The sequence below is a fragment of the Mesorhizobium sp. ESP-6-4 genome (genome assembly GCF_020164735.1).
In the GTDB taxonomy this organism is placed as follows: Bacteria; Pseudomonadota; Alphaproteobacteria; order Rhizobiales; family Rhizobiaceae; genus Mesorhizobium.
Map to the genome: position 1 here is coordinate 1 of NZ_JAIUGS010000030.1, position 21893 is coordinate 21893.

Here is a 21893-nt window from a genome sequence, read left to right on the forward strand (position 1 = left end):
CCGCCTATCTGATCGTCATTCTATGGCGGAGCAAGGAGCGAAGCGACGCGCGCAGACCATAGAATCCGTTCCGTGACGTCAAGGCGTTGCAACAGCGCAGAATTCTGCGCCGCTGCGCTCTTCGATCAAGGTCACGGAATGGATCCTCGGGTCTGCGCGCCGCTTCGCGTCGCTCCGCCCGTGGATGACGAAGTTCGGATGCCTCGGCTAATCGTCGAAGTCGCGAGTTGCTTCTTTGGGAGCAAAGCGTTCACCAACCTTCGAGGTTAGCCGAAACATTGGTCAAGTCGTCATCCACGGGCGGAGCAAGGAGCGAAGCGACGCGCAGACCCGAGGATCCATTCCGTGACCTGTAAGCGTTGCGGCGGTCCAGAACGGCCCTGTCCTGCGCCGCGTTCATTCTTCGCGTGAGGTAACGGAATGGATCCTCGGGTCTGCGCGTCCGCTTCGCTCCCGCTCCGCCCGTGGATGACGAAGCTGGCAGATCGCGGCCAATCTCCAGCGTCACTGATGGCCTCAAGCCTTCTCACCCGCCTTCGGCCAATAGGTGCCGAAGGACCAGACATTGCCTTCCGGGTCGAGGCAGATGAACTCGCGGCTGCCATAGTCGCGGTCGACAAGTTCCTGGATGATTTTCGCGCCGGCCTTCTTGGCACGCGCATAGGCGGCGTCGGCGTCATCGACGGCGATGTAGATCGACTTGCTGCCGCCACCGCCGGGCGCGCCGACCATCTTGCCGTAATCGTCGTCGCGTGCCGTACCCAGCATGATCATCGAGGACCCGAAAGTGAGCTCGGCATGGTGGACGATGTCGCCCTCGCCATAGCGGGCGCGCGCCTCGAAGCCGAAGGCCTCGCATAGCCAGTCGATCATCTTGGCGGCGTTCCTGTAGCGCAGAGCCGGGTAGAGACGGGGTGCTTCGTTTGCTGTCGGCATGACAATCTCCCTGGTCGGTTGATGAATGCCAGTCTGTGCAAAGGCGGTCTCGGCGTCTTGAAGAAATGTTACCTGGGTCAGACCTACATCGACGCCGCGAGACCGGTCGGCGTTTCGCCGGCCAACTGACGGAACTCGCGCACCAGATGCGCCTGGTCGGCGTAGCCGCAATCGGCGGCGATGCCGGCCCAGTCATCGTCCTGCCGCTTCGACAGGGACAGCGCGCGATTGAAGCGCACGATGCGCGACAATGTCTTCGGGCCGATGCCGATCGCGTCGGTGAATCTCGCCGCCAGATGCTTGCGGCTCCAGCCGATCTCGCCGGCGAGCGCCGAAATGCGGGTGCGGCCGCCCGACGCAATGACCGCCCTGTAGGCCCAGGCGATTTCCGGTGAAAGCGCATTCGCCTCGACAAGGCGGCTGGTAATGAATCCCTCGGCAATGTCGAAGCGCGCGTTCCAATCCGATGCCTCGCCGAGCCGTTCGCGCAATGCGATGCCGTCAAAGCCCAGCGCATCGTCCAACCCGACCATGCGATCGCGCAGCTCGCTCATCGGCAGGCCGAAGAATTGCCTGGCTCCGAGCGGGGTAAAGTTAACTTGGACGCAGCAGGCGCCGCCAAAGGATTCGATCATGACCGGCCCGGCATAGAGGCCGGCGGCGAAGCTGGCGTGGCGGTCATTGTCGCCCGGGCTGTGGCCGAGCCCGATGGCAAAGGCTTCGGCGAAGCTGATCACCAGCGGCACGGTCAGCGAAGCATATTCGACGATGCGGAAATGGCCGGGACAGGTCTCGCGATAGCCGCAGATATCCGTGACGACGCCCGCAAGCGAGGCGGCGGGCTTGCGCCGCACCATCTCGAAATGGAGGGCGGGAGAGCGATTATCCTGGCGATGGCGCTCTGGCTCGTCGGACATGCTCCGAGCCTAGCAGAACACCCCTTCGAAAATCAAAAGCGCCCGGCAGGGCCGGGCGCTCCGAGTTGCCTGAGAATGCTGTGCTCAGGTGCCGCGCATCAAACAGCCGGCGGCGAGCACGATGTAGGCGATAAGCATGATCCAAACGGACGCAAGCGGAATGAATGCAAGAACGCCAAGCGCGGCGAGAAGGCCGATGACGGCGATAACCAACGAAATAATGAACACGATCTGGGTGGGCGCACTGAGATTCATGTCTGGTCCCTCCAACATGATTCGCAACACCAGAACTCTACCAGCAGGAGGCCTCACACACCAAACAGTTGGCGTAAGGGATTGGCGGGGTCGGCCAAGAGCTTGATCGCGAGCGCCACGCACACGACCACCAGCAGCGGCTTGATCAGCTTCGCGCCGGTGCGGATAGCCAGGCTTGCGCCGACACGGGCGCCGATGAACTGCGCCACGCCCATCATCAGGCCGATCTTCCAGTCGATGACTCCGACGGCGGCGAAAACGACGAAGCCGCCGATGTTGGACGCGAAATTGAGCAGCTTGGTGTGCGCCGTCGCCTTGAGCACGCCGTAGCCGGCGAGGGTGACGAAGGCGAGCATGTAGAAGGAACCGGCGCCCGGACCGAAGAGCCCGTCATAGAAGCCGATCAGCGGCGGGACGCTCAGTCCGAACAGGAAGGGCGACAGCCGCTCCGCGCGGTCGACGTCGCCCATGTTCGGCTTCAGTGCGAAATAGAGCGCGATGGCGATCAGCAGCAGCGGCAGCAGGGCACGCAGGAAATCGCCCGGCACGACGGTCGCCAAAAGCGCCCCGACCGCGCCGCCGGCAAGCGCCAGCGCGGCGGACGGCAGCTGGCGACGCAGGTCGACCTGACCCTTGGCGGCGTAGTGGATGGTAGCCGAGCCGGACCCGAACATGCCCTGCAATTTGTTCGTGCCAAGTGCTGCCACCGGCGAATAACCGGCGAGCAGCAGCGCCGGGATGGTGATCAGCCCGCCGCCGCCGGCGATCGAGTCGACAAAACCCGCCGCAAAAGCGGCGGCAACGAGAATAAGGACGGTCTGCAGGGTAAGGTCGATCATCGGGGAGGGAGTGAGGCGAGGGAGGGAGCCGCAGCTTCCATCACGCTCGCCCCGTTTGCGCAAGAGCGATTCCAAGCTAACAATCAGATCAGACTCGCAAAGGGAGCTTGGTGGCGATGGCGCTGCTCGACCAGATACGTTCGATCTTCGACGGTGACCCGGGTGTGCGCAAGGTGGCGGACGACCCTGTGCTGTCGGCGGAATTGCTGATGCTGTTCCGCATGATCCTGGCCGACGGCTCGGTCTCGGAGAGCGAGATGGTCGTGTTCCGGCATATCTGCAAGGAAGCCTTCGGCATTCCGGAGGCCAGCATCGACAGTGTCATCGAATATCTCAACGATTATGGCTACGAGACCAACGGCTCGCAGGCGATCGCGCTGTTCCGCGACCTCGATGTCGAGCGCCGGAAGCTGCTTGCGCGCCACATGGCTGAGATCGCCAAAGCCGATTCCAAGCTGGCGGAGAGCGAGGTGAAGCTTCTGCGCCGTACGCTCGACCTGCTCGACATCAGCCCCGTCGATCTGGTGAAGCCGGAGAGCTGAACTACCCCTGTTCCTGCATGCGCCGCGCGATCGCGCGATGAAGGTCGGGTGCCGCCGCGACCAGCGCCTGCGCCGCCTCTGAGCGCGGATGGTCGAGCACCTCGGCCGCCCGGCCGCGTTCGACGATCTTGCCTTCATGCATGACCAGCACCTCGTCCGCCATGGCGCGGGCGACCGTCAGGTCATGGGTGATGAAGAGATAGGCGATGCCGAGCTTCTGGTTGAGCTCGGCGAAAAGGTCGAGAATCTGGGCGCGGATCGAGACGTCAAGCGCCGATACCGGCTCGTCGGCCACTACCAGCTTCGGACGGGTGATGATGGCGCGGGCGATCGACAGGCGCTGGCGCTGGCCGCCGGAGAATTCATGCGGGTATTTGTCCATGTCGCGCTGGCTAAGGCCGACTTCCTGCAGCGCATGCGCGACCATCTCGCGGCGCTCGGCTTTTGCCGGCTGCTTTTCCAGAAGATGCAGCGGCTCGGCCACCAGCTTCTCGACCTTCTGGCGCGGGTCGAAGGAACCGTAAGGATCCTGGAACACGACCTGCATGTCGCGTCGGGCCGGCTTCAGCGTCGACTCCGGCTTGCCGGTGATGGGCTCGCCGCGAAAGCGGATCGTGCCCGCCGTCGGCTTGTCCAAGGCGAGGATCATGCGGGCAAGCGTGGACTTGCCGCAGCCCGAGCGGCCGACGAGCGCCACCGATTGCGCGGGCTCGATGGTGAGCGAGACATCGTCGACGGCGCGGATCGGTTGCGCCGGCCGGAACAGCGATTTGCGCCGCCCCGGATAGTCCCGGCCGACGCCCTGGACTTCGAGCAAGGGTTTTGCCGATCCGGCAAGGTGCGGTTTCGGGCGCGCCGGCACGTGCATGGAGGCCAGCGCCAACTCGCGCGTATAGGGATGCTGTTGCTCCGACAAGGTCCGGGCGGTGTCGCCGGCTTCCATCACTTCGCCGTTGCGCAGGATGGTCAGGCGATCGGCCATCTCGGTCACCACGGCGAGGTCGTGCGAGATGAGCAGCAACCCCATGCGGTTCTCGCTGACCAGGTCGCGTAAAAGGTCAAGAATCTGCGCCTGCAGCACCACGTCGAGCGCCGTCGTCGGCTCGTCGGCGATCAGCAGCTTCGGTTTCAGCGCGCAGGCGATGGCGATGACGACGCGCTGGCGCTGACCGCCGGACAGTTCGTGCGGGTAGCGCGACAGCGGGAATTTGGCCTCGGGCAGGCCGACGCGGTCGAGGGTTTTTCGCGCGCGCTCCTCGGCCTCGGCGCGGCTCGCCTTGGTATGCCAGCGGATGCCTTCGGCGACCTGTTCGCCGATCGTCTTGACCGGGTTGAGCGCCGTCATCGGCTCCTGGAAGACCATGCCGATATCGTCGCCGCGCAAGGCGCACATCTGGTCCTCGGTGGCAGCGAGGATGTCGATGCCGTCGAAGGCGACGCGGCCCTCGGCGCGGGCCAGATGCGGCAGCAGCCGCATGATTGTCAGCGCCGTCATCGACTTGCCGGAGCCGGATTCGCCGACGAGGCCCACGACCTCGCCCGGTGCGATTGTCAGCTCGACGCCTTTCAGGATCGGCGTATCGCCGATCGAAAGCGACAGGTTTTCGATCTCGAGCAGGTTCATCTACGCCGCCGCGATTTCGGATCGAGGATGTCGGCAATGCCGTCGCCGAGCAGGTTCAGCCCAAGCACGGTGATCACGATCGCCATGCCGGGGAAGATCGCCATCCAGGGCGCGGTCACCATGCGCGTCTGGGCGTCGAACAGCATGCGGCCCCAGCTCGGCATCGGCGGCTGGGCGCCGAGGCCGACATAGGAAAGCCCGGCTTCGGCGAGGATGCCCAGCGCGAACTGGATCGTGCCCTGGACCAGCAGCAGCGTCGCGATGTTGGGCAGGATGTGCTCGACGGTGATCTGTGTCATGCCCTTGCCGGCGGCGCGCGCGGCAAGGATGAATTCGCGGGGCCAGATGGCCAGCGCGCCCGCGCGGGCGACACGCGCGAAGACAGGGATATTGAAGATGCCGATGGCGATGATGGCGTTGACGGCGCCCGGGCCGAAGATAGCGGTGATCATGATTGCCGAAAGCAGCGCCGGAAAGGCAAAGACCAGGTCGTTGAGGCGCATCAGCGCCTCGTCGACTATCCCGCCGCGCGCCGCGGCGACGGCGCCGAGCGGCACGCCGATGCCCATGCCGATGCCGACCGCGACCAGCGCCACGGCGATCGAGTTGCGGGCACCGACCATGATCATCGACAGGATGTCGCGGCCGAAATGGTCGGTGCCGAACCAGTGCGCCCAGGAGGGCGCCTGCGTCTTGTCGGCGATCACCAGCTTGGTGACGTCGTAAGGCGTCCAGGCAAAGGAGAGGAGCGCGACGGCCACAACCAGCAGCGTGATGATCAAACCGATCAGGAAGGAGCGGTTGCCGAAGGCCTTGGCCAGCACGCCGGCAAGCGTTTCCTCGGGCAGGTCGACGCGCATGGTCATTGCCGGCCTCTCGAGCGGTTCCGCGTTCCGCGGAATCGCTGAACCGCTCTCAGTATTTGTTTTGGCGCAATTCCGGACGGAAAACCGCTACGCACTTTTCCTGGAATTGCTCTTAGGCGCGGGTCGACGAGGGCGTAGGAGAAATCGACGAGGAGGTTGATGAGGATCACGGCGGCGACCAGCAGCATGACGATGCTCTCGACCACGATCAGGTCGCGCTGGGTGATCGCCTGAAAGATCAGCCGGCCGAGACCAGGCAGGTAGAAGACATTCTCGATGATGATGGTGCCGGCAAGCAGGAAGGCGAATTGCAGGCCGAGGATGGTGAGCACCGGGATCATGGCGTTGCGCAGCGCGTGGCGCCAGAGCACGGCGCGGTAGGGCAGGCCCTTGGCGCGCGCGGTGCGGATATAGTCCTCGTTGAGCACCTCGATCAGCGCGGAGCGGGCGACGCGCGCCAGGATCGCCGCCTGCGGCAGCGCAAGAGCGATGGCCGGCAGGATCAGGGATTTCAGCGCCGTCCAGATGCCGGCGCTCCAGCCGGGGAAGCCGCCGGCCGGCACCAGATGCAGCCATACGGCAAACAGATAGATCAGCATCAGCGCGAACCAGAAATTCGGCACGGCGACGCCGAGCTGGGCGGCGCCCATGGCGAGCGTGTCGCCAGCGCGGCCCTGGCGGCTGGCGGAGAACACGCCGACCGGAATGGCGATGATGGTCGAGAGCGCCAGAGCGATCAGCGCCAGCGGCAGGGAGACGACGACGCGTTCGCGCACCAGGTCGATGACGGGCACCGAATAGGTGTAGGAGCGGCCGAAATCGAGGCTGAGCAAGCCGCCCGCCCAGTGGAGATAGCGCAGCACCAGCGGCGCGTTCAGCCCCATCTGGTTGCGCAGCACCTCGACCTGATCGGCGCTGGCATTGAGGCCCAGCATCAGGCGCGCCGGGTCGCCGGGCAGGATCTCCATGACCGCGAACACCACGATCGAGGCCAGCACCAGGGTGAGGGCGGCGATGATGATGCGTTTCAGGAGATAGGCGGTCATGGGAGGCTATCGGGCGATCGCGCCGGCCTCAATCCGTCCACTTTACCTTGGTGAGATCGTCCGCCTCGATCGGCCAGTTCGTCCACATGCCCTGCAGCTTGGCATCCCAGACGCCAATCTTGGGCAGCTCGAACAGGTAGACGGCGGGCACATCGTGCGCGAGAATCTTCTGCGCCTCGCCCAGCAGCTCCAACCTTTTGTCCTTGTCGACCGTGGTGCCGAGCTCTTTGATGAGATCGTTGAACTTCGGATTGTCATACTGGAAATAGTAGCCCGGCCGCGAATAGATATCGATGTCGTTTGGCTCGACATGAGAAACAATCGTGAGGTCGTAGTCCTTGTTGGTGAAGACCTGGCTCAGCCACTCCGCCCATTCGACCGGAATGATCTGCAGATTGACCCCGATCTCCTTCAGCTGGGACTGAATCACCTGGCCGCCGTCGCGTGCGTAGGGGACGGGCGGCAGCTTGATCGTGGCCGAAAAGCCGTTCTCCAGCCCCGCTTCCTTCAGATATTCCTTGGCCTTAGCGATGTCGTGCGGATAGACGCCAGTGAGATCGACATAGCCCGCGTCGCCTGGCGAAAAATGAGAGCCGATCGGCTTTCCAAGACCGTTCGAGGCCGTGGCGATGATGGCGCTGCGATCGATTGCGGAGGCGAGCGCCTGCCGCACCGCGAGCTTGTCGAAGGGCGGCTTCTTGTTGTTGATCGACAGGATCGTCTCGCCCTCGGTCGAGCCGATCACGACGCTGAAGCGCGGATCGGACTGAAGTTGCTCGAGCGCGTCTTGTGCGGGCATGTTGGCGAAAGCCTGGATGTCGCCCGAGAGCAATGCGGGGACAGCCGCGGCCGCGTCGGGCACGATACGGAATGTCGCCTTGTCGAGCGCAGCGGGCGTACCCCAGTAGTCCGGATTCTTGACCAGCGTGATCTCGGAACCCTTGGCCCAATGATCCAACTTGAACGGACCGGTACCGATCGGCTTGTCCTTGTTGCCGTCGGCCGATGCCTTCGCCATGATCACCGCCGCAACCTGGCCCATGTCATAGAGGAAATCGCCCTGCTGACCGTCGAGCGTGACCTTGACCGTTGACGGATCGACCGCTGTGACATCGGTGATATGCGCAAAGAGCGGCTTTTGCGGATTGAGCGAATCCTTGGCGCGCGCCCGGTCCAGCGAGAATTTCACGTCGGCGGCGCCGAAGGCCGAGCCATCGTGGAACTTCACGCCGGAATGCAGCTTGAACGTGTAGACCTTGCCGTCGTCGGAGACGGCCCAGCTCTCGGCGAGGGCGGGCTGAACCTGGCCTTTGTCGTCGATGCGCGTCAGCCCTTCAAAGACATTGGCATAGGTGACTTCGCCGATGGCCGCGGCCGCGCCGGCGGTCGGATCGAGATGAGGCGGCTCGAGCACGATGCCGAGCGTGAGGTCGGTGCGTGCGGCAAAGCCCGACGTGGCGGCGGCAAGCGACAGCACAGCCGCGGCCAGGATGGTCTTCCACAATTTCATCGCTGAACTCCCATTTGCTCAAAATGCGCTCAAGCTGGCGGATAGAAGCGTGATTTGGCCTGCGAGTAAATTGCGTTTCGTGCTGCCGGGCGGCGCCAGGCGGAATGTTTTTGCGGATCAGCCGGTTGTACCGCGCAAGAGCACATTGAGGCCGATAGCCATCACCTTGGCCGATTCCAACATGTCGGCGATGCCGACCCATTCGTCCGGCCGGTGGGCGAGGTCGAGAATGCCCGGGCCATAAGCGATGCAGTCATAGAGGTGGCCGATGCGCGCGACATGCTTCTGGTCGTAGGTGCCGGGCGAGATCACATAATCCGGTTCGCGGTCGAAGACCTCCATGATGCCCTTCGCGACGGCCTTCACCACCGGCGCGTCGCGCTCCGTCATCAGCGGCAGCACCTCCATCAGATCGCGGATCTCGTAGTCGAATTTCTCGCGCTCGCGTTTCAGCCGTTCGAGGATGCCGGTGACTTCGCCTTTGACGGAGGCGATGTCTTCTTCGAGCAGAAAACGCCGGTCGATGGTGAGCCGGCACCAATCGGGCACGTTGGGCGAGGGGAGCCCCGGCCGGAAATCCTCGGTCTGGCCGCCATGAATGGAATTGATGTTCATGGTCGAGCGCCTGGCGCCTTCCGGAACCACCGGCATGCGCGTCATCTTGCGGTCGAGCGCCGGGAACAATTCCTCCTCGAAGGCCCGCAGAACGGCGCCCATGTGGCGTACTGCATTGTCGCCGAGGAACGGCATCGAGCCATGCGCGATCTCGCCCTTGGTCTCGATCTCGGCCCACCAGACGCCCCGATGGCCAAGGCAGATGCGATCCTTGTTCAGCGGCTCGGGGATGATGACGTGGTCGACTTTCGGCTTCGAGAAATAGCCGAGCCTCGCCAGATGGCCGACGCCGCCGAAACCGCCCGATTCCTCGTCCGCCGTGCCTGATATCTCGATGGCGCCGGGAAAATCGGGATAGACTTCCACGAACGCTTCGACGGCGATGACGGAGGCAGCCAGGCCGCCCTTCATGTCGCAGGCACCGCGGCCATAGACCTTGCCGTCCTTCACCACGCCGGCGAAGGGATCGACGGTCCAGCCGTCGCCGGCCTCGACCACGTCGATGTGCGAGTTGAAATGCACGCAGGGGCCGGGCGAGCGGCCCTCGAAACGGGCAACGACGTTGACGCGCGGGTAGCGGTCGCTGTCGCCTGGCGCGCCTTCGGCACGAATAAACTCGGTCTCGAAGCCGAGTTTCTTCAGGCGCGCGCCGAGAAACTCGGCGCATGGCCGGTAGGCTTCGCCCGGCGGGTTTACGGTCGGAAAGCGGATCAGGTCGGCGGTCAGCGCAACGAGGTCGTCGGCCCGATCCTCGACCGCCTTGAGAAGTCGTTCATTCATCCGGCGGATTGAAGAAGGAACGCGGTGCTTTTGCAAGCGACCAGTCGCTCATTGCCACACAACGACCGAAGCATGGACCAACGCCTCGCCTAAACTTCAGAGGGTGCGTGGTGCGGCAGCAACTATACCGCGAAAATCGTTCAAATTCACCGCATTGCATTGGCGGATTCGTCAAGGAGTGTGTGGTACTTAACGCATCTGCCGGCAAAAAGATGGAAGAACCGCGCGAATGGCAGGGGCAATCAAAGGGGTTTGATCGCATGAAAAACTTCGTTCTCACGGCAACCGTGCTGGCAACCGCGTTGTTCGGCATGTCCATCGCAAGCCGGGCGGCTGCGCTGGTGGCCAATATCGACGTCTCGTCACAGACTATGACCGTCAGCAAATACGGCCAGGTGGTCTATCGCTGGAGCGTGTCGACCGCGCGCAAGGGCTATTTCACGCCGCGCGGCAGCTACCGGCCGCAATGGACCGCCCGGATGTGGTATTCGCGCAAGTATGACAACTCGCCGATGCCCTATTCGGTGTTCTTTCACGGCGGCTACGCCATTCACGGCACCGGGTCGGTGAGAAATCTCGGACGACCGGCATCGCATGGCTGCGTGCGCCTGCATCCGGCTAACGCCGCGGCCTTTTATTCGATGGTCAAGGAAGTCGGCTTCGGCAACACGCGGATTGTCGTCACCAACTGACCTAAAGGCCGACTGTCGCCTTCGACTGTCCGCGCTTACGGCGGCGGCCGCTGATTTCCCAGCGTTTGTGGAACCACATCCACTGGCCGGGGTCCTCGCGCACCCAGCGCTCGACCACATCGGTGAGCAGCTGGGTGGTGGCGCTGACATCGACGCTACCGCCTTCGGTGCGCGGCAAGGTCAGCCTGTCCTCGATTTCCAGGCGGAAGCGGTTGCCCGGCAGCCTGACGCAGCGGGCGGGGTAGACATCGCAGTCATAGTGGCGGGCCAGCATGCCGAGCATCGGATTGCTCTGGCATGGGCGCCCGAAGAAGGTCGTGTCTACGCCGCCCGAGAATTTCTGATCGACCAGCACGCCTATATTGCCGCCCTTTTCGAGGATGGCGGCAAGGGCGAAGGATGCGCCGGCGGCGGAGGGCAGCAGGGCGCCCATCGAGGAGCGGCGCGTCGAGTGGATGTAATCGGCGAGATAGGGGTTGTTCGGCGGGCGAAACAGCGCCGTGATGTTCATGCCGAAGGTGGCCGCGGCCACCGGCAGCAACTCGAAATTGCCGAGATGGCCGGTGAACAGGATATGCGGCTTCTTCTCGCCGGCGATCTCGTGGAAATGCTCGACGCCGCGCACCTCCACCCGGCCCGGCTTCGAAGCGTTCGGATCGAAGTCGAACAGCGCGTCGAGGAAGATGTATTCGGCGGCGAGGCGGGCCATGTTGCCCCACATGTCGCGCGCGATGGCTTCGATCTCGGCGTCGCTCTTTTGCGGATAGGCAAGGCGCAGATTGTTGACCGCAACGCGGTGGCGCCCGACCATCGGGCCGATGCGGCGGGCGACACGGTCGGCGAAGTTGAGCGCGCTGTCCGGCGGCAACAGGCGCAGCAGCGAGAGCAACACGATGGCGAGCTTGGCGACCAGCCAATGCTCCAGCTGGCGCAGCCGTCGGCCGTAGCGGAACATGAAGTCCCGGCGGGCTTTCCTGAACACCTTGCCGACCATCCTGTCTTAGGAAACGCGCAGGATGATCTTGCCGAAGACGTCGCGGCCTTCCATGCGCTTCAGCGCGGCGTCGATGTCGTCGAAGCCGACTTCGGTATCGATGACCGGCGCAACGAGGCCGGCCGCCATCTTCTGCATGGCGTTGGCCATGTTCTCCATGCGGCAGCCGAAGGAGCCGAGCAGCTTCAGCTGCTGCTGGAAGAGCTGCATCAGGTTGACCTGCGTCGACACGCCCGAGGTCGAGCCGCAGGTGACGAGGCGACCGCCACGCTTCAAGCACAGCATGGAACCGGCGAAGGTGTCGGCGCCGACATGCTCGAACACCACATCGACACCCTTCTTCCTGGTCAGCTTGCGCACAACGCCTTCGAAACGGTCCTCGCGGTAGTTGATGACATGGTCGGCACCAAGCGCTTTGGCCTTGTCGATCTTGTTGTTCGAGCCGACCGTGGTGATGACAGTGCAGCCCATCTTCTTTGCGAGCTGGATGGCAGCGGAGCCGATCCCGGAGCCGCCGGCATGGACGAGGATGGTTTCGCCTGGTTCCAGCCTGGCGTTGTCGAACAGCATGTGCTCGACCGTGCCGAAGGTGACAGGCGCGACCGCCGCGCCGATCTCGGTGACGCCGGGAGGCGCGGGCACCAGAAGACGCGCCGGCAGGTTGATCTTTTCCTGGGCAAAGCCGTCGAGATGGAAGCCATGGACGCCGGAAACATGCTCGCAGAGATTGTCGCGGCCTTCGCGGCAGGCGCGGCAAAGCCCGCAGGTGCGCGCGCCGTAGATCGACACCAATTGTCCCGGCAGCAGGTTGGAGACGCCGGGGCCGACCGCCTCGACCTCGCCGGCGGCCTCGGCGCCGACGACCAGCGGCAGCTTGCGCTTGGCAAACGCCATGCCGCGCCAACCCCAGACGTCGATATGGTTGAGCGCCACCGCCTTGATGCGGAGCGTCACTTCGCCCAGCGAAGGCGGCGGGGGAGGCGGCAGGTCCACCGTTTCAAGGCGGCGGTCCTCGATAAGTTGCAATGCGCGCATGTGGCCTGTCGGGTCTGTAAGAGCGGAAAAAGTCCGCTTAGACCGGTTCCCGCGCCATGACAAGGCAGGTGTTCTGGCCGCCGAAGCCGAAGGAATTCGACAAAACCGTGCCGACTTCGGCGTTGCGCTTCTTGTTCGGCACGACGTCGAGCACGATGGCCGGATCTGGATTGTCGTAATTGATCGTCGGCGGGATGACGCTTTCGCGCATGGTCATCAGCGAGAAGGCGGCCTCCACCGCGCCGGCGGCCGACAGGGTGTGGCCGATCATCGACTTGTTCGACGAGATCGGCATCGAGCCGATGCGCTCGCCGAAGACGGTGGACAGCGACAGGTGCTCCATCTTGTCGTTCTCGGGCGTCGAGGTGCCGTGCGCATTGACGTAGTCGATCTCGTCTTCCCCGAGGCCCGCATCGGCAAGAGCGGCGCGCACCGCCGCGATCGCAGGCGAGCCGTCGGGCTTGGAGCGGGTGCGGTGAAAATCGTCGGCCTTCTCGCCGCAGCCGCGCATGATGCCGAGGATTGTCGCGCCCCGCGCAAGGGCGCCTTCCAGCGATTCCAGCACCAGCGCGCCGGAGCCTTCAGCCAGCACGAAGCCGTCGCGATCCTTGGAGAAGGGCTTTGAGGCCTTTTCGGGGATATCATTGTGGGTGGAAAGGGCCGAGAGCAGCGAGAAGCGGATCAGCGCTTCGGCGGTGGCCGAGCCGTCGGCGCCGATCGACAGCGCCTTGTCGCACTCGCCGCGCCGGATCGCCTCGACCCCAAGCTGGATGGCGGTGGCGCCCGAGGCGCAGGCGGTCGACAGCGTGATCGGCAGACCACGCGTGCCGAAGCGGTCGGCCAGGCGATCGGCGATCGAGCCGAACTGCGTGGTCTCGAAGACATCCAGCTCCTTCAATCCGCGCGCCACGCGCAGCAACCTTTCGGCACCGGCGTCCTGCTTGTCGGAATTATAAAGCGAGAAGCGGTCGATCCAGTCGAGCTCGACCGGCGGCGAGGCCAGGAACAGCGGGCCGCCGAAATCGCCGGACTCCAAACCAGCTTCCGAGACGGCCTCCTGGGCCGCCGTCTCGGCCAGTTCGTAGGTTAGGTGGCTGGCGCCCTTCGAACTCGAGGGCAGGAAGTCGACCATACCGGAAATGCGGGTGTTGAGGTGGTCAACCGGAAAGCGGGTGATCGGATGGATGCCGGATCTGCCCGAGGTCAGCGCCGCCCAATTGTCGGCCTTGCCGACGCCGAGCGAGGTCACCACGCCGATGCCGGTAACGGCGACGATCGGCCTGCCCATGTGGTCGCGAAGATTGGCCATGCTTTGTCTGCCTCGCTATCGAGCAATTCCAGGAAAAGTGTGTAGCGGTTTTCCGCCCGGGAATTGCGAAAAACCGATCTAAGCGGCTTTAACCAGCCCCAGGCCCTCGAATTGGTGATAGCCGATCGCGGTTGCAAGGACGGAATTGGGAGCGCCTTCGAATGGGCGCTCCACCGTGGCATCGAAGGCAGGATAACCGGCCCCGCGATCGACGGCCATTGCCGCGAGCGCAACCGCAAAGGGGAATTGAGCCTCCTTCATATGGCCGGTCAGCGTCGAGAAGGCGCGCACGGCCAAAGCCGGGTTGGCATCGAGAACGGCCTTTTCGGCCGCGGTGGCGGCGTGGGCGCCGGAGGCGGCGGAAATCGTGAGCAGATCGCCGTCGGGAAGGGCAGCCTGCTTCAGCAGCGCAGCAATCTCAGAATTCAACTCGCCTTGCCGGCGCCTGGCGCGGCCGGAGACGACATGGCCAAGCTCGGCGTAGATCTTGCGGCCGCGGTTTTTTGCGTGTTCGCGCTGCTCGAGCACCAGGAAGGCGCCGCCGGAGCCCGTTACCACACCGCCGCCTTCTGAGCCCTGGCGTTGCCAGACCGGTTTCCATGGTCCGCGATGCAGGTAGCCGGCAAGCTCGTAGCCGAGCAGCATGTCGGAATGCTCGGTCTGGAAGGCGCCGCCGACCAGAACATGGGTCGACTGTCCCGAGCGGATGCGCGCGGCCGCGGTCTCGACGGCCGAGACGCCGGCGCCTTCCTCGCCCATGAAGGTGCGCGACGAACCGGTGACCTTGTGGACGATCGAGATGTTGCCGGCGAGCAGGTTGGAGAGCTGGGCCAGGAACAAAGTCGGCCGCAGTTCCGTCGTCAGCTTCTCGTTGAGCAGCACGTCGCGGTCGTTGCGGCTTTCGGAGGCTGCAAGGATCGCGGCATCGACGGCTTCGTCGCGCTCGCCGCCGCCGGCCGCCACGACCATGTCCATCGTGGCGCAAAGCTCGTCATTGCCTTTGATGCCGGCGTCGTCGAGCGCCAGGCCGGCGGTGTAGGTGCCGAGACGCTGCCAGGTTTCCATCTGACGCTGGTCGCCGCGCTTGGCGATCTGCAGGTTCCAGTCGATCTCGGGCAGGGGATGGATGGTGTAGGGTGCGAAGCGCTCTGCCTCGAGCACCGGCTCAAGGCCCGGTCGGGTGAGCTTCTGCCAATGCGCATCAGGGCCCTCTCCAAGCGAAGAGACAAGGCCGATGCCGGTGATGACGACGTCGTGAGAACTCATGGGCGGCTGTTGTGGGTCAGCTGGCGGGGCGCGTCAAGACCGCGCCCGAGCCGGCTCAGGCGGCCTTGGCCGCGACCAGCGCGTCGATCTTGGCGCACAGGTTCTTCATCACGAAGTAGTCGTCGGTCGAGGCCTTGCCGTCATTGACCTCCTGCGTCCACTTCTCGAGCGGCACCTTGATGCCGAATTCCTTGTCGATGGCAAAGACGATGTCGAGGAAATCGAGGCTGTCGATGCCGAGATCGTCGATCGTGTGGCTCTCGGGCGTGATGGTGTCGATATCGATCTCGCTGGTGTCGGCAATGATCTTGGCGACTTTCTCGAACGTGGTGGACAAGGGCTCTTCCTTCGGTTGCGGGCGGAATCTGTCCGCATCTTGTTTGGGCGCTGTCTAATCGGTTTTTCCCGGCAGGAAAAGGCCTGACGCGCCGGGGCAGATGGGATGTGGGCTTTGGGAGCGCAAGAGGGGCCGCCGGCCTGCCCGGCGGCCCCTCCCATTTGACGCGGCGTCAGCTTTTGTTTCGCATGCCGTCTTCCCAAAGCCGGAACCACTTTGGGCGACATGCATCAGTCGCGGAGCTTGACCAGGTCGTTGAGCAACCCGCCCGTTCCGTTGTGGACGGTGAGCCGCTCGACCTTGCCGGCGATGGCTTCGAGAGCCTCGAGCTCCTTCAGTCGCAGCATCACCGGGTTCTCGGCCATCACCTTGGCCGTGTTGAGCAGCGAACGGGTGGCGTTCGTCTCCTCGCGGCGGCGGATGACGTTGGCCTCGGCCTGCTTCTCGGCCGAAACCACCTGGTTGAGGATCTCGCGCATGTCGCCCGGCAGGATCACATCCTTGAGAGCGATATCGCTGACCTCGACGCCGATCACGGCCATGTCGTCGCGCACCTTGGCAGCCGCGTCCTCGTCGACCGTGACCTTCTTGTCGAGGATCTGGTCGAGCGTGAGCGCGCCAAGCGTCTTGCGGAAGGCATATTGCAGGGCGCGGTAGAGGGCTTCGGAGAAGTCCTTCACCGTGCTCACCGCCGTCACCGGATCGACGACCCGGTATTCGGCGGCGATGTTGACGCGGATCGTCACGCGATCCTTGGTCAGCATTTCCTGCCCGGCAACATCGAGCGACTGGCGCTTGACGTCGACAACCTTCACCTGGACCATGCGCCCGACATTCCAGAAGGCGTGCACACCCGCGGCAAGCGTGCGGGTGTAGACGCCATCCACGAACAGCAACCCGACCTGGCCGTCCACGACCGGATAGAGGAACACATGTTCCGTCTTCCGGGCCTGGCCGATCCGGCGCATCAAGGCCGGATCGACGGCGAGATCGGCCGCCGTGTCGACGGACGTGACCTTCCACGGGCCGGCATCCGTCCACAGCACGAGCTTGCGATCCGGGTTGAGCACGGCATGCAAGGCGCCGTCGCGCTCGACGACGGCGACGTCGGTACGCCCGGTGCGGATGACGGTGAGGTGACGCGCGGCCACATCCGGGAGCTTGTCGAACAACGCCTTCTCGTAAGCCGAAACGAATTCCGGGTTCTTCAGGTCGTGCCTGGAGATTTCCAGGTTGCCGCGCCGGTTGGCGAGCCAATGCTCGCCCGGCATCAGGATCGCCCGGATCTCACCCTTGTAGAGGGCGACGGCACGTTCACTTTCCTTCACCAGGACGCGCTGGCGTCCAAGAGCCTTTTCGAGAATGGTCTTCATTGTCTTACTCCTGTCGGGCATGGCCCCATGTGAGGCGTCACGTCATGCGTCGATCATCCTTTCGTTTCTCGTTTCACGTCGTCGTACTGTCCTGGGCACGAATGATCCGGGGACCGGTGGCATCGGCGCGTGGCGGGCCCGTGGGAGCGGATCGCGGGGCGGCGAAGCGGGCGCCGGAAGCCGAAGCTTCCTTTGCCGGCCGCGCCGCGCCTTGATCGTCACCGCGAACCTGGCCGCGAGCCGATGGCGCAGAATGTCACCGCCCGGCGAGGCCGAAGCCTTGCCGTCCGTGAAATCCTCGCATTCCGGTCCCCGGACCGTTTGGATAACACCACCTGAAGGTGTCGGCTTATCAGGCCGTTGGAGAAGGAATCGAACCTTCGACAGTCAGATGACAAATCTGATGCTCTACCAACTGAGCTATCCGTGGTGCTGATGAAGGGACTCGAACCCTCGACCTCCGGACCTAAATCCGGCGCTCTAACCTCTGAGCTACATCGGCGATCCCAACACCCGAAACGGCGCCGCACACAGCGCGGCAGAGCCGGCTGCGCGGGCGGAGACGAAAGCTCCAACCGTTGTGCTCGCTTCGGTTTTCGTGACCGGGAGCGCGCCTATAGACCCTGCGACGGGTTGTCGCAAGCGGCATTGTCGCGGCGGATTTGCGGCTTCTTGCGACTGTGCCGTTTCGGCAACAGTGGCGCCGATCACATCCCAGGCTTGAATGTACCAATGTACCATGGTACATCGAACGCATGACGATAGAACGTGTGCAGACCGGTGTGCGGCTGGAAAAGCGGCTGGTGAAGGTGCTCAAGGCTTTGGCCGAGCATCAAGACATCAGTCTTGGCGATCTGATCGAAGGTATCGTGCTGCATGCCTTCGAGGGGCAAACGCCGTTTTCGCCCGGGACGCTCGAAACGATCGGGCAGTTGAAGCGCATCTACGGCTTGGAACTCGGCGCGGCCGACAGCCACCGGCTGGTGGAAACGACGGAGAAAGCAAATGACGAACCATCTTGAGCGCTGCCACAGCATCGACCTTGCCGGCCCCATCGATCGCGTCTTCCCCCTGTTCACGCCGATCGGAGAGACCTTGTGGGTCGAGGGCTGGGATCCCGAATTCCTCCATCCGCGCGGCGGCGAAACACAGGAGGGGATGGTCTTCCGGACGAGCCACGGCGACGAGACTACGCTGTGGGCCTGCACCGACTGGCAGCCTAGCGAGCATCGCGTGCGTTATGCAAGGGTGACGCCGGGATCGCGTTTCGGATTTGTCGAGGTGACCTGCCGAGACACCGGCGGCGAGAGCACGCAGGCGTCGATTGCCTATACGTTCACGGCTCTGGGCGAGACCGGACAATCATATCTGTCAGAGCTGACGGAGGACGCCTTCGTCGATATGATCGAAAGCTGGAAGATCGGCATCAACGCCTGGCTGTCGAAGAATGGGGCGGCCAGTCCGGCCTGACTCAAAAAGTCACGCGGCCGAGCACCTTGAGACCATCACCGTCCGGTGCCACCACCACGGCCTCGCCCTCGCGCGGCGCTACGCCGGTGAGCGCCTCGATGTTTTCCACATGCGTGACCAGCACCAGATTATCGGAGCCGGAATAGCCACGGATCTCCTTCATGATCGCGGCCATTTGCGCGGCCTTTTCGGCCGGGTCGGTTTTGAGCAGATCGAGCGGCGCGAAAGGCTGCGGCTCGGATTCGAAAGCGATGCGGGCAGTATCGAGGCAGCGGCAGTAGCGGCTGGAGAGCACGTGATCGATCGGCGCCGAGCGCGCCGCGAACAGCGCGCCGATGCGGCTTGCCTGCTGCTTGCCGCGCTCCGACAGGTTGAGCTGCGTGGCGCAATTGCCGATGTCGAAATTGGCCGGGTCGGCAGCTCCGGTGACGAAGGCATGGCGAAGCAGAACGACATGGCCGCCGTCGCGCAGCAACGCCCAGCCCGCGTCGGTCGCGTGAGCCAGGGTGGGAACGGCAAGCAGGAAGAGCGCCAGGGCAAGTCGCAGCATCGGAAGTCCTATGGCAGCCCGCAAAGGCAAGGTGGTGATTGGCATATAGGGACCGCAAAGCAGGCTGAAAGACAAGCAGCGGGGCAGCAGAGCAAATGGAGCGCCGTTCCGTTCGGTGCGATTGCACCGCAGTCAGGGCCCGCCTATCACGGGAAAAATGTCTCCGCCCAAGAAATGACTCCGCTTACCGAAACCGTCCTCTTCGTCTTCAGCCTTGTGGCGCTCGGCTATCTGACCGGGCTCACCCTCTATCTGAAGCCGGCGAGCGGGGAGGGCATTTCGGAATTCGCCGTCAGCGTGGCGATGCCACTGCTGCTCTTCCGGACCATGGTCAAATCGGATTTCCATGGCGTAACGCCCTGGTCGCTGTGGGGCGCCTATTTTGCGGCCGCCGCCATCACCTGGACCACGGGCCATCTGATGATGACGCGCGTTTTCAAGCGAGATGCACGCGCGGGCATCGTCGGCGGCGTGTCCTCGGCTTATTCCAATGTCGTGCTGCTCGGCGCGCCCTTCGTCCTCGGCATATTCGGCGCCAGCGGCTTCGAGGTGCTGTCACTGCTGGTCTCGGTCCACCTGCCAATCATGATGATGGCCTCGATCGTGCTGTTCGAGATGTTCGGGCGCGGCAGCGGCGAGACGGTGCATCCGCTGCGCGTCCTCAAAAACTTCCTCAGGCGCCTGTTCCTCAATCCGCTGATCATCGGCATCCTGGTGGGGCTCGCCTGGCGCCTCACCGGCGCGCCGCTGCCGGACCTGGTCGAACGGTTGGTCAATACGCTCGCGGACACGGCCGGTCCGGTGGCGCTCTTCGCCATGGGGCTCAGCCTGCGCCGCTTCGGCATCTCCGGCAATATCAGGCCGGCGCTGGCGCTGTCGGTGCTGAAACTGTTCGTGATGCCGGCGCTGGTGCTGGCCTTCGTCTGGCTGCTCGGCCTGCCGCCGCTGACGGCCAAGGTCGCGGTGGTGGTTGCGGCACTGCCTTCTGGCATCAACTCCTATCTGATCGCCGTCCAGTTCAACACCGGCCAGGCGCTGGCCTCGAACCAGATGACGCTTGCCACCGCAAGCGCGGTGGTGACCACCTCGTTCTGGCTGACGGTGGTGATCCACGTCTTCGGATAGAGCCGCTGAAGGCGGCTCGCTTTTGCTGGCCCAACCCCTATATGCCATCTTGTGATTGCTTGCCCGCCTTTCCCTAGGTAAGAGCAATGCGCCGGCGTGCGGCTCTTGAAGCACGCTTCAACGGATATCCAGAAAAACGGCCGATCAGCGCGCCGAACGGAGGCCAGACCATGCTTCAGAAAACCAGCCATTTCATGCGCCAGGCCAACCTCATCAATGGTGAATGGGTGCAGGCCGACAGCGGCCAGACCATCGACGTCAACAATCCGGCGACCGGCCTCAAGATCGGCACCGTGCCTAAGGCCGGCAAGGCCGAGACCCGCCGCGCGATCGAGGCCGCCGAGGAAGCCTTCAAGGGCTGGCGCAAGACCACCGCGCTCGAGCGCTCGAAGCTCCTGCGCAAGCTGCATGACGCGATGATGGACAATCAGGATGTGCTGGCCGAGCTCTTGACCATCGAGCAGGGCAAGTCGCTCACCGAATCCAAAGGCGAGATCGGCTCGGCCGCCAGCTATATCCTCTGGTTCGCCGAGGAAGGCCGCCGCGTCTATGGCGACATCGTTCCGTCGCCATGGGGCGACCGCCGCATCCTGGTGACCAAGGAGCCGGTCGGTGTCATCGCCGCCATCACGCCGTGGAATTTCCCGTCCTCGATGCTCGCCCGCAAGATCGGCCCGGCTTTGGCCGCCGGCTGCACCGCGGTGGTCAAGCCCGCCTCGCAGACGCCTTACTCGGGCCTCGCCTGGGGCGCGCTTGTCGAGGAGGTCGGTTTCCCGAAAGGCGTCGTCAACGTTGTCACCGGTTCGGCCGGCGAGATCGGCGACGAGATCTGCGCTAACCCGCTGGTCAAGAAGATCACCTTCACCGGCTCGACCGAGGTCGGCAAGATCCTGATCCAGAAGTCGGCCTCGACGGTCAAGAAAGTGTCGATGGAGCTTGGCGGCAACGCGCCGTTCCTGGTCTTCGACGACGCCGATGTCGATCGCGCGGTTGCCGGCGCCATCACGGCCAAATACCGCAATTCCGGCCAGACCTGCGTGTGCACCAACCGCTTCCTGGTGCAGGCCGGCATCTATGACAAATTCGTCGAGAAGCTCGCCGCCGCCAGCAACAACCTCAAGGTCGGCTCGGGCCTCGAGGAAGGCGTGCAGCAGGGGCCGCTGATCGACGAGAAAGCGGTCGAGAAGGTCGAGGAATTCATCGCCGATGCGACGTCGAAGGGCGGCAAGGTCGTCGCCGGCGGCAAGCGCCATGCGCTCGGCGGTTCGTTCTTCCAGCCGACGGTGATCTCCGGCGCCACGCCGAACATGCGCTTCATGAAGGAAGAGATTTTTGGGCCGATCGCGCCTGTGTTCAAGTTCGAGACCGAGGAAGAGGCGATCGCGCTGGCCAACGACACCGAGTTCGGCCTTGCCGCCTATTTCTACACCGGCGATCTCGGCCGCGCCTTCCGCGTCATGGAAGGCCTGAAATACGGCATGGTCGGCGTCAATGAAGGCCTGATCACCACGCCCGAGGCGCCGTTCGGCGGCGTCAAGGAATCCGGTCTCGGCCGCGAAGGCGGGCATCAGGGCATCGAGGACTATCTCGACACCAAATATGCCTGCTTCGGCGGCCTAGGGCTCTGATATCGATCCCCGGAACAGGGGCAGGCGCGCCCAGCAGTCCACCGTTTCAGACAACGGTGGACTGCTCTATAGCCTTGTCTTGGCGCAAAGCCGCTGCGCACTTTTCCTGGAATTGCCTTAGCCTGCGCTTGCCGGATGATACGCAGCCGGCCTAAATCCACGGATCGGAAATGACATTTCGGGC

The 21893-nt window shown here is 64.0% G+C and carries 22 protein-coding genes and 2 tRNA genes; 6 read left to right on the forward strand and 18 right to left on the reverse strand.

Translation table 11 applies throughout. The features are described 5' to 3' along the window. Positions 1 to 516 precede the first annotated feature (516 nt). The 4 genes from LB523_RS28255 to LB523_RS28270 all read right to left on the reverse strand — a co-directional run bounded on the left by LB523_RS28255 (position 517) and on the right by LB523_RS28270 (position 2947). Positions 517 to 936, reverse strand: a complete 420-nt coding sequence (locus LB523_RS28255; protein WP_224609274.1) for a VOC family protein — start codon at positions 934 to 936, stop codon at positions 517 to 519. Between the two features lie 83 nt (positions 937 to 1019). Further along, a complete protein-coding gene (locus LB523_RS28260) occupies positions 1020 to 1853 on the reverse strand; it encodes a helix-turn-helix domain-containing protein (protein WP_224609277.1) in 834 nt (277 codons plus the stop codon). Between the two features lie 84 nt (positions 1854 to 1937). Then, positions 1938 to 2108: a hypothetical protein gene (locus LB523_RS28265; protein ID WP_095764956.1), complete on the reverse strand. Its 171-nt coding sequence runs from the start codon at positions 2106 to 2108 to the stop codon at positions 1938 to 1940. A 53-nt stretch (positions 2109 to 2161) separates the two neighbouring features. Further along, complete coding sequence (locus LB523_RS28270) at positions 2162 to 2947, reverse strand: TSUP family transporter (RefSeq protein ID WP_224609280.1); 786 nt, start codon at positions 2945 to 2947, stop codon at positions 2162 to 2164. A 110-nt stretch (positions 2948 to 3057) separates the two neighbouring features. Here LB523_RS28270 and LB523_RS28275 point away from each other — a divergent pair, with 110 nt between their 5' ends. Beyond that, positions 3058 to 3489: a TerB family tellurite resistance protein gene (locus tag LB523_RS28275; RefSeq protein WP_095765555.1), complete on the forward strand. Its 432-nt coding sequence runs from the start codon at positions 3058 to 3060 to the stop codon at positions 3487 to 3489. Position 3490: 1 nt separating this feature from the next. Here LB523_RS28275 and LB523_RS28280 read toward each other — a convergent pair whose 3' ends face one another. The 5 genes from LB523_RS28280 to LB523_RS28300 all read right to left on the reverse strand — a co-directional run bounded on the left by LB523_RS28280 (position 3491) and on the right by LB523_RS28300 (position 9930). Further along, on the reverse strand, positions 3491 to 5113 hold the full coding sequence (locus LB523_RS28280) for an ABC transporter ATP-binding protein (protein ID WP_224609282.1): 1623 nt from the start codon (positions 5111 to 5113) through the stop codon (positions 3491 to 3493). Next, positions 5110 to 5979 carry an ABC transporter permease gene (locus tag LB523_RS28285; protein ID WP_224609285.1) on the reverse strand — a complete coding sequence of 290 codons (870 nt, stop codon included), beginning with the start codon at positions 5977 to 5979 and terminating at the stop codon, positions 5110 to 5112. Before LB523_RS28285 ends, LB523_RS28280 begins: the two co-directional genes overlap by 4 nt. After that, positions 5976 to 7025: an ABC transporter permease gene (locus LB523_RS28290; RefSeq protein WP_224609288.1), complete on the reverse strand. Its 1050-nt coding sequence runs from the start codon at positions 7023 to 7025 to the stop codon at positions 5976 to 5978. The genes LB523_RS28285 and LB523_RS28290 overlap by 4 nt, the downstream gene beginning before the upstream one ends. Positions 7026 to 7053: 28 nt before the next feature. Continuing rightward, positions 7054 to 8535 carry an ABC transporter substrate-binding protein gene (locus tag LB523_RS28295; protein ID WP_224609291.1) on the reverse strand — a complete coding sequence of 494 codons (1482 nt, stop codon included), beginning with the start codon at positions 8533 to 8535 and terminating at the stop codon, positions 7054 to 7056. 117 nt (positions 8536 to 8652) lie between these two features. Further along, entirely contained in the window at positions 8653 to 9930 is a 1278-nt protein-coding gene (locus tag LB523_RS28300; RefSeq protein ID WP_224609294.1) for an acetylornithine deacetylase/succinyl-diaminopimelate desuccinylase family protein, read from the reverse strand. Between the two features lie 260 nt (positions 9931 to 10190). Here LB523_RS28300 and LB523_RS28305 point away from each other — a divergent pair, with 260 nt between their 5' ends. Further along, on the forward strand, positions 10191 to 10622 hold the full coding sequence (locus tag LB523_RS28305) for a L,D-transpeptidase (protein ID WP_224609296.1): 432 nt from the start codon (positions 10191 to 10193) through the stop codon (positions 10620 to 10622). 1 nt (position 10623) lies between these two features. Here LB523_RS28305 and LB523_RS28310 read toward each other — a convergent pair whose 3' ends face one another. From LB523_RS28310 to LB523_RS28345, 8 genes are all read right to left on the reverse strand, one after another. Further along, positions 10624 to 11616, reverse strand: a complete 993-nt coding sequence (locus tag LB523_RS28310) for a lipid A biosynthesis lauroyl acyltransferase (RefSeq protein WP_224609299.1) — start codon at positions 11614 to 11616, stop codon at positions 10624 to 10626. 6 nt (positions 11617 to 11622) lie between these two features. Further along, complete coding sequence (locus LB523_RS28315; RefSeq protein ID WP_224522664.1) at positions 11623 to 12651, reverse strand: zinc-binding dehydrogenase; 1029 nt, start codon at positions 12649 to 12651, stop codon at positions 11623 to 11625. Between the two features lie 37 nt (positions 12652 to 12688). After that, complete coding sequence (locus LB523_RS28320; protein WP_095764965.1) at positions 12689 to 13960, reverse strand: beta-ketoacyl-ACP synthase; 1272 nt, start codon at positions 13958 to 13960, stop codon at positions 12689 to 12691. Between the two features lie 78 nt (positions 13961 to 14038). Next, complete coding sequence (locus LB523_RS28325) at positions 14039 to 15226, reverse strand: beta-ketoacyl-ACP synthase (RefSeq protein WP_224609302.1); 1188 nt, start codon at positions 15224 to 15226, stop codon at positions 14039 to 14041. 55 nt (positions 15227 to 15281) lie between these two features. Beyond that, positions 15282 to 15563 (reverse strand): acyl carrier protein, encoded by a 282-nt coding sequence (locus LB523_RS28330; RefSeq protein ID WP_027167184.1) that lies wholly within the window; start codon positions 15561 to 15563, stop codon positions 15282 to 15284. A gap of 230 nt (positions 15564 to 15793) precedes the next feature. Continuing rightward, entirely contained in the window at positions 15794 to 16936 is a 1143-nt protein-coding gene (locus LB523_RS28335; RefSeq protein ID WP_224609306.1) for a slipin family protein, read from the reverse strand. A 360-nt stretch (positions 16937 to 17296) separates the two neighbouring features. After that, positions 17297 to 17362: transfer RNA gene (locus tag LB523_RS28340), tRNA-Thr, on the reverse strand. Between the two features lies 1 nt (position 17363). Next, positions 17364 to 17438, reverse strand: a tRNA-OTHER gene (locus LB523_RS28345). Positions 17439 to 17691: 253 nt separating this feature from the next. On the opposite strand from LB523_RS28345, the gene LB523_RS28350 reads away from it, so the two are divergent. Together LB523_RS28350 and LB523_RS28355 are read left to right on the forward strand one after the other, a co-directional pair. Then, positions 17692 to 17958: a hypothetical protein gene (locus tag LB523_RS28350; RefSeq protein WP_224601798.1), complete on the forward strand. Its 267-nt coding sequence runs from the start codon at positions 17692 to 17694 to the stop codon at positions 17956 to 17958. Further along, positions 17942 to 18406: a hypothetical protein gene (locus tag LB523_RS28355; protein WP_224609310.1), complete on the forward strand. Its 465-nt coding sequence runs from the start codon at positions 17942 to 17944 to the stop codon at positions 18404 to 18406. The genes LB523_RS28350 and LB523_RS28355 overlap by 17 nt, the downstream gene beginning before the upstream one ends. A 1-nt stretch (position 18407) precedes the next feature. Here LB523_RS28355 and LB523_RS28360 read toward each other — a convergent pair whose 3' ends face one another. Then, the gene (locus LB523_RS28360; protein ID WP_224609313.1) at positions 18408 to 18956 is read right to left on the reverse strand and encodes a histidine phosphatase family protein; all 549 of its coding nucleotides are present in this window, start codon (positions 18954 to 18956) and stop codon (positions 18408 to 18410) included. 174 nt (positions 18957 to 19130) lie between these two features. On the opposite strand from LB523_RS28360, the gene LB523_RS28365 reads away from it, so the two are divergent. Beyond that, positions 19131 to 20081: an AEC family transporter gene (locus tag LB523_RS28365; RefSeq protein WP_224609318.1), complete on the forward strand. Its 951-nt coding sequence runs from the start codon at positions 19131 to 19133 to the stop codon at positions 20079 to 20081. Between the two features lie 170 nt (positions 20082 to 20251). After that, entirely contained in the window at positions 20252 to 21709 is a 1458-nt protein-coding gene (locus LB523_RS28370; RefSeq protein WP_140846156.1) for an NAD-dependent succinate-semialdehyde dehydrogenase, read from the forward strand. Positions 21710 to 21893: the final 184 nt, after the last annotated feature.

Bases quoted from the DNA above. Each gene is read 5' to 3' on its own strand.
- LB523_RS28370 (WP_140846156.1), top strand. From the start codon at position 20,252: ATGCTTCAGAAAACCAGCCATTTCATGCGCCAGGCCAACCTCATCAAT.
- LB523_RS28295 (WP_224609291.1), bottom strand. From the start codon at position 8,535: ATGAAATTGTGGAAGACCATCCTGGCCGCGGCTGTGCTGTCGCTTGCC.
- LB523_RS28285 (WP_224609285.1), bottom strand. From the start codon at position 5,979: ATGACCATGCGCGTCGACCTGCCCGAGGAAACGCTTGCCGGCGTGCTG.
- LB523_RS28260 (WP_224609277.1), bottom strand. From the start codon at position 1,853: ATGTCCGACGAGCCAGAGCGCCATCGCCAGGATAATCGCTCTCCCGCC.
- LB523_RS28335 (WP_224609306.1), bottom strand. From the start codon at position 16,936: ATGAAGACCATTCTCGAAAAGGCTCTTGGACGCCAGCGCGTCCTGGTG.
- LB523_RS28320 (WP_095764965.1), bottom strand. From the start codon at position 13,960: ATGGCCAATCTTCGCGACCACATGGGCAGGCCGATCGTCGCCGTTACC.
- LB523_RS28270 (WP_224609280.1), bottom strand. From the start codon at position 2,947: ATGATCGACCTTACCCTGCAGACCGTCCTTATTCTCGTTGCCGCCGCT.
- LB523_RS28355 (WP_224609310.1), top strand. From the start codon at position 17,942: ATGACGAACCATCTTGAGCGCTGCCACAGCATCGACCTTGCCGGCCCC.
- LB523_RS28305 (WP_224609296.1), top strand. From the start codon at position 10,191: ATGAAAAACTTCGTTCTCACGGCAACCGTGCTGGCAACCGCGTTGTTC.
- LB523_RS28300 (WP_224609294.1), bottom strand. From the start codon at position 9,930: ATGAATGAACGACTTCTCAAGGCGGTCGAGGATCGGGCCGACGACCTC.
- LB523_RS28255 (WP_224609274.1), bottom strand. From the start codon at position 936: ATGCCGACAGCAAACGAAGCACCCCGTCTCTACCCGGCTCTGCGCTAC.
- LB523_RS28365 (WP_224609318.1), top strand. From the start codon at position 19,131: ATGACTCCGCTTACCGAAACCGTCCTCTTCGTCTTCAGCCTTGTGGCG.
- LB523_RS28360 (WP_224609313.1), bottom strand. From the start codon at position 18,956: ATGCTGCGACTTGCCCTGGCGCTCTTCCTGCTTGCCGTTCCCACCCTG.
- LB523_RS28315 (WP_224522664.1), bottom strand. From the start codon at position 12,651: ATGCGCGCATTGCAACTTATCGAGGACCGCCGCCTTGAAACGGTGGAC.
- LB523_RS28350 (WP_224601798.1), top strand. From the start codon at position 17,692: ATGACGATAGAACGTGTGCAGACCGGTGTGCGGCTGGAAAAGCGGCTG.
- LB523_RS28280 (WP_224609282.1), bottom strand. From the start codon at position 5,113: ATGAACCTGCTCGAGATCGAAAACCTGTCGCTTTCGATCGGCGATACG.
- LB523_RS28265 (WP_095764956.1), bottom strand. From the start codon at position 2,108: ATGAATCTCAGTGCGCCCACCCAGATCGTGTTCATTATTTCGTTGGTT.
- LB523_RS28325 (WP_224609302.1), bottom strand. From the start codon at position 15,226: ATGAGTTCTCACGACGTCGTCATCACCGGCATCGGCCTTGTCTCTTCG.
- LB523_RS28290 (WP_224609288.1), bottom strand. From the start codon at position 7,025: ATGACCGCCTATCTCCTGAAACGCATCATCATCGCCGCCCTCACCCTG.
- LB523_RS28310 (WP_224609299.1), bottom strand. From the start codon at position 11,616: ATGGTCGGCAAGGTGTTCAGGAAAGCCCGCCGGGACTTCATGTTCCGC.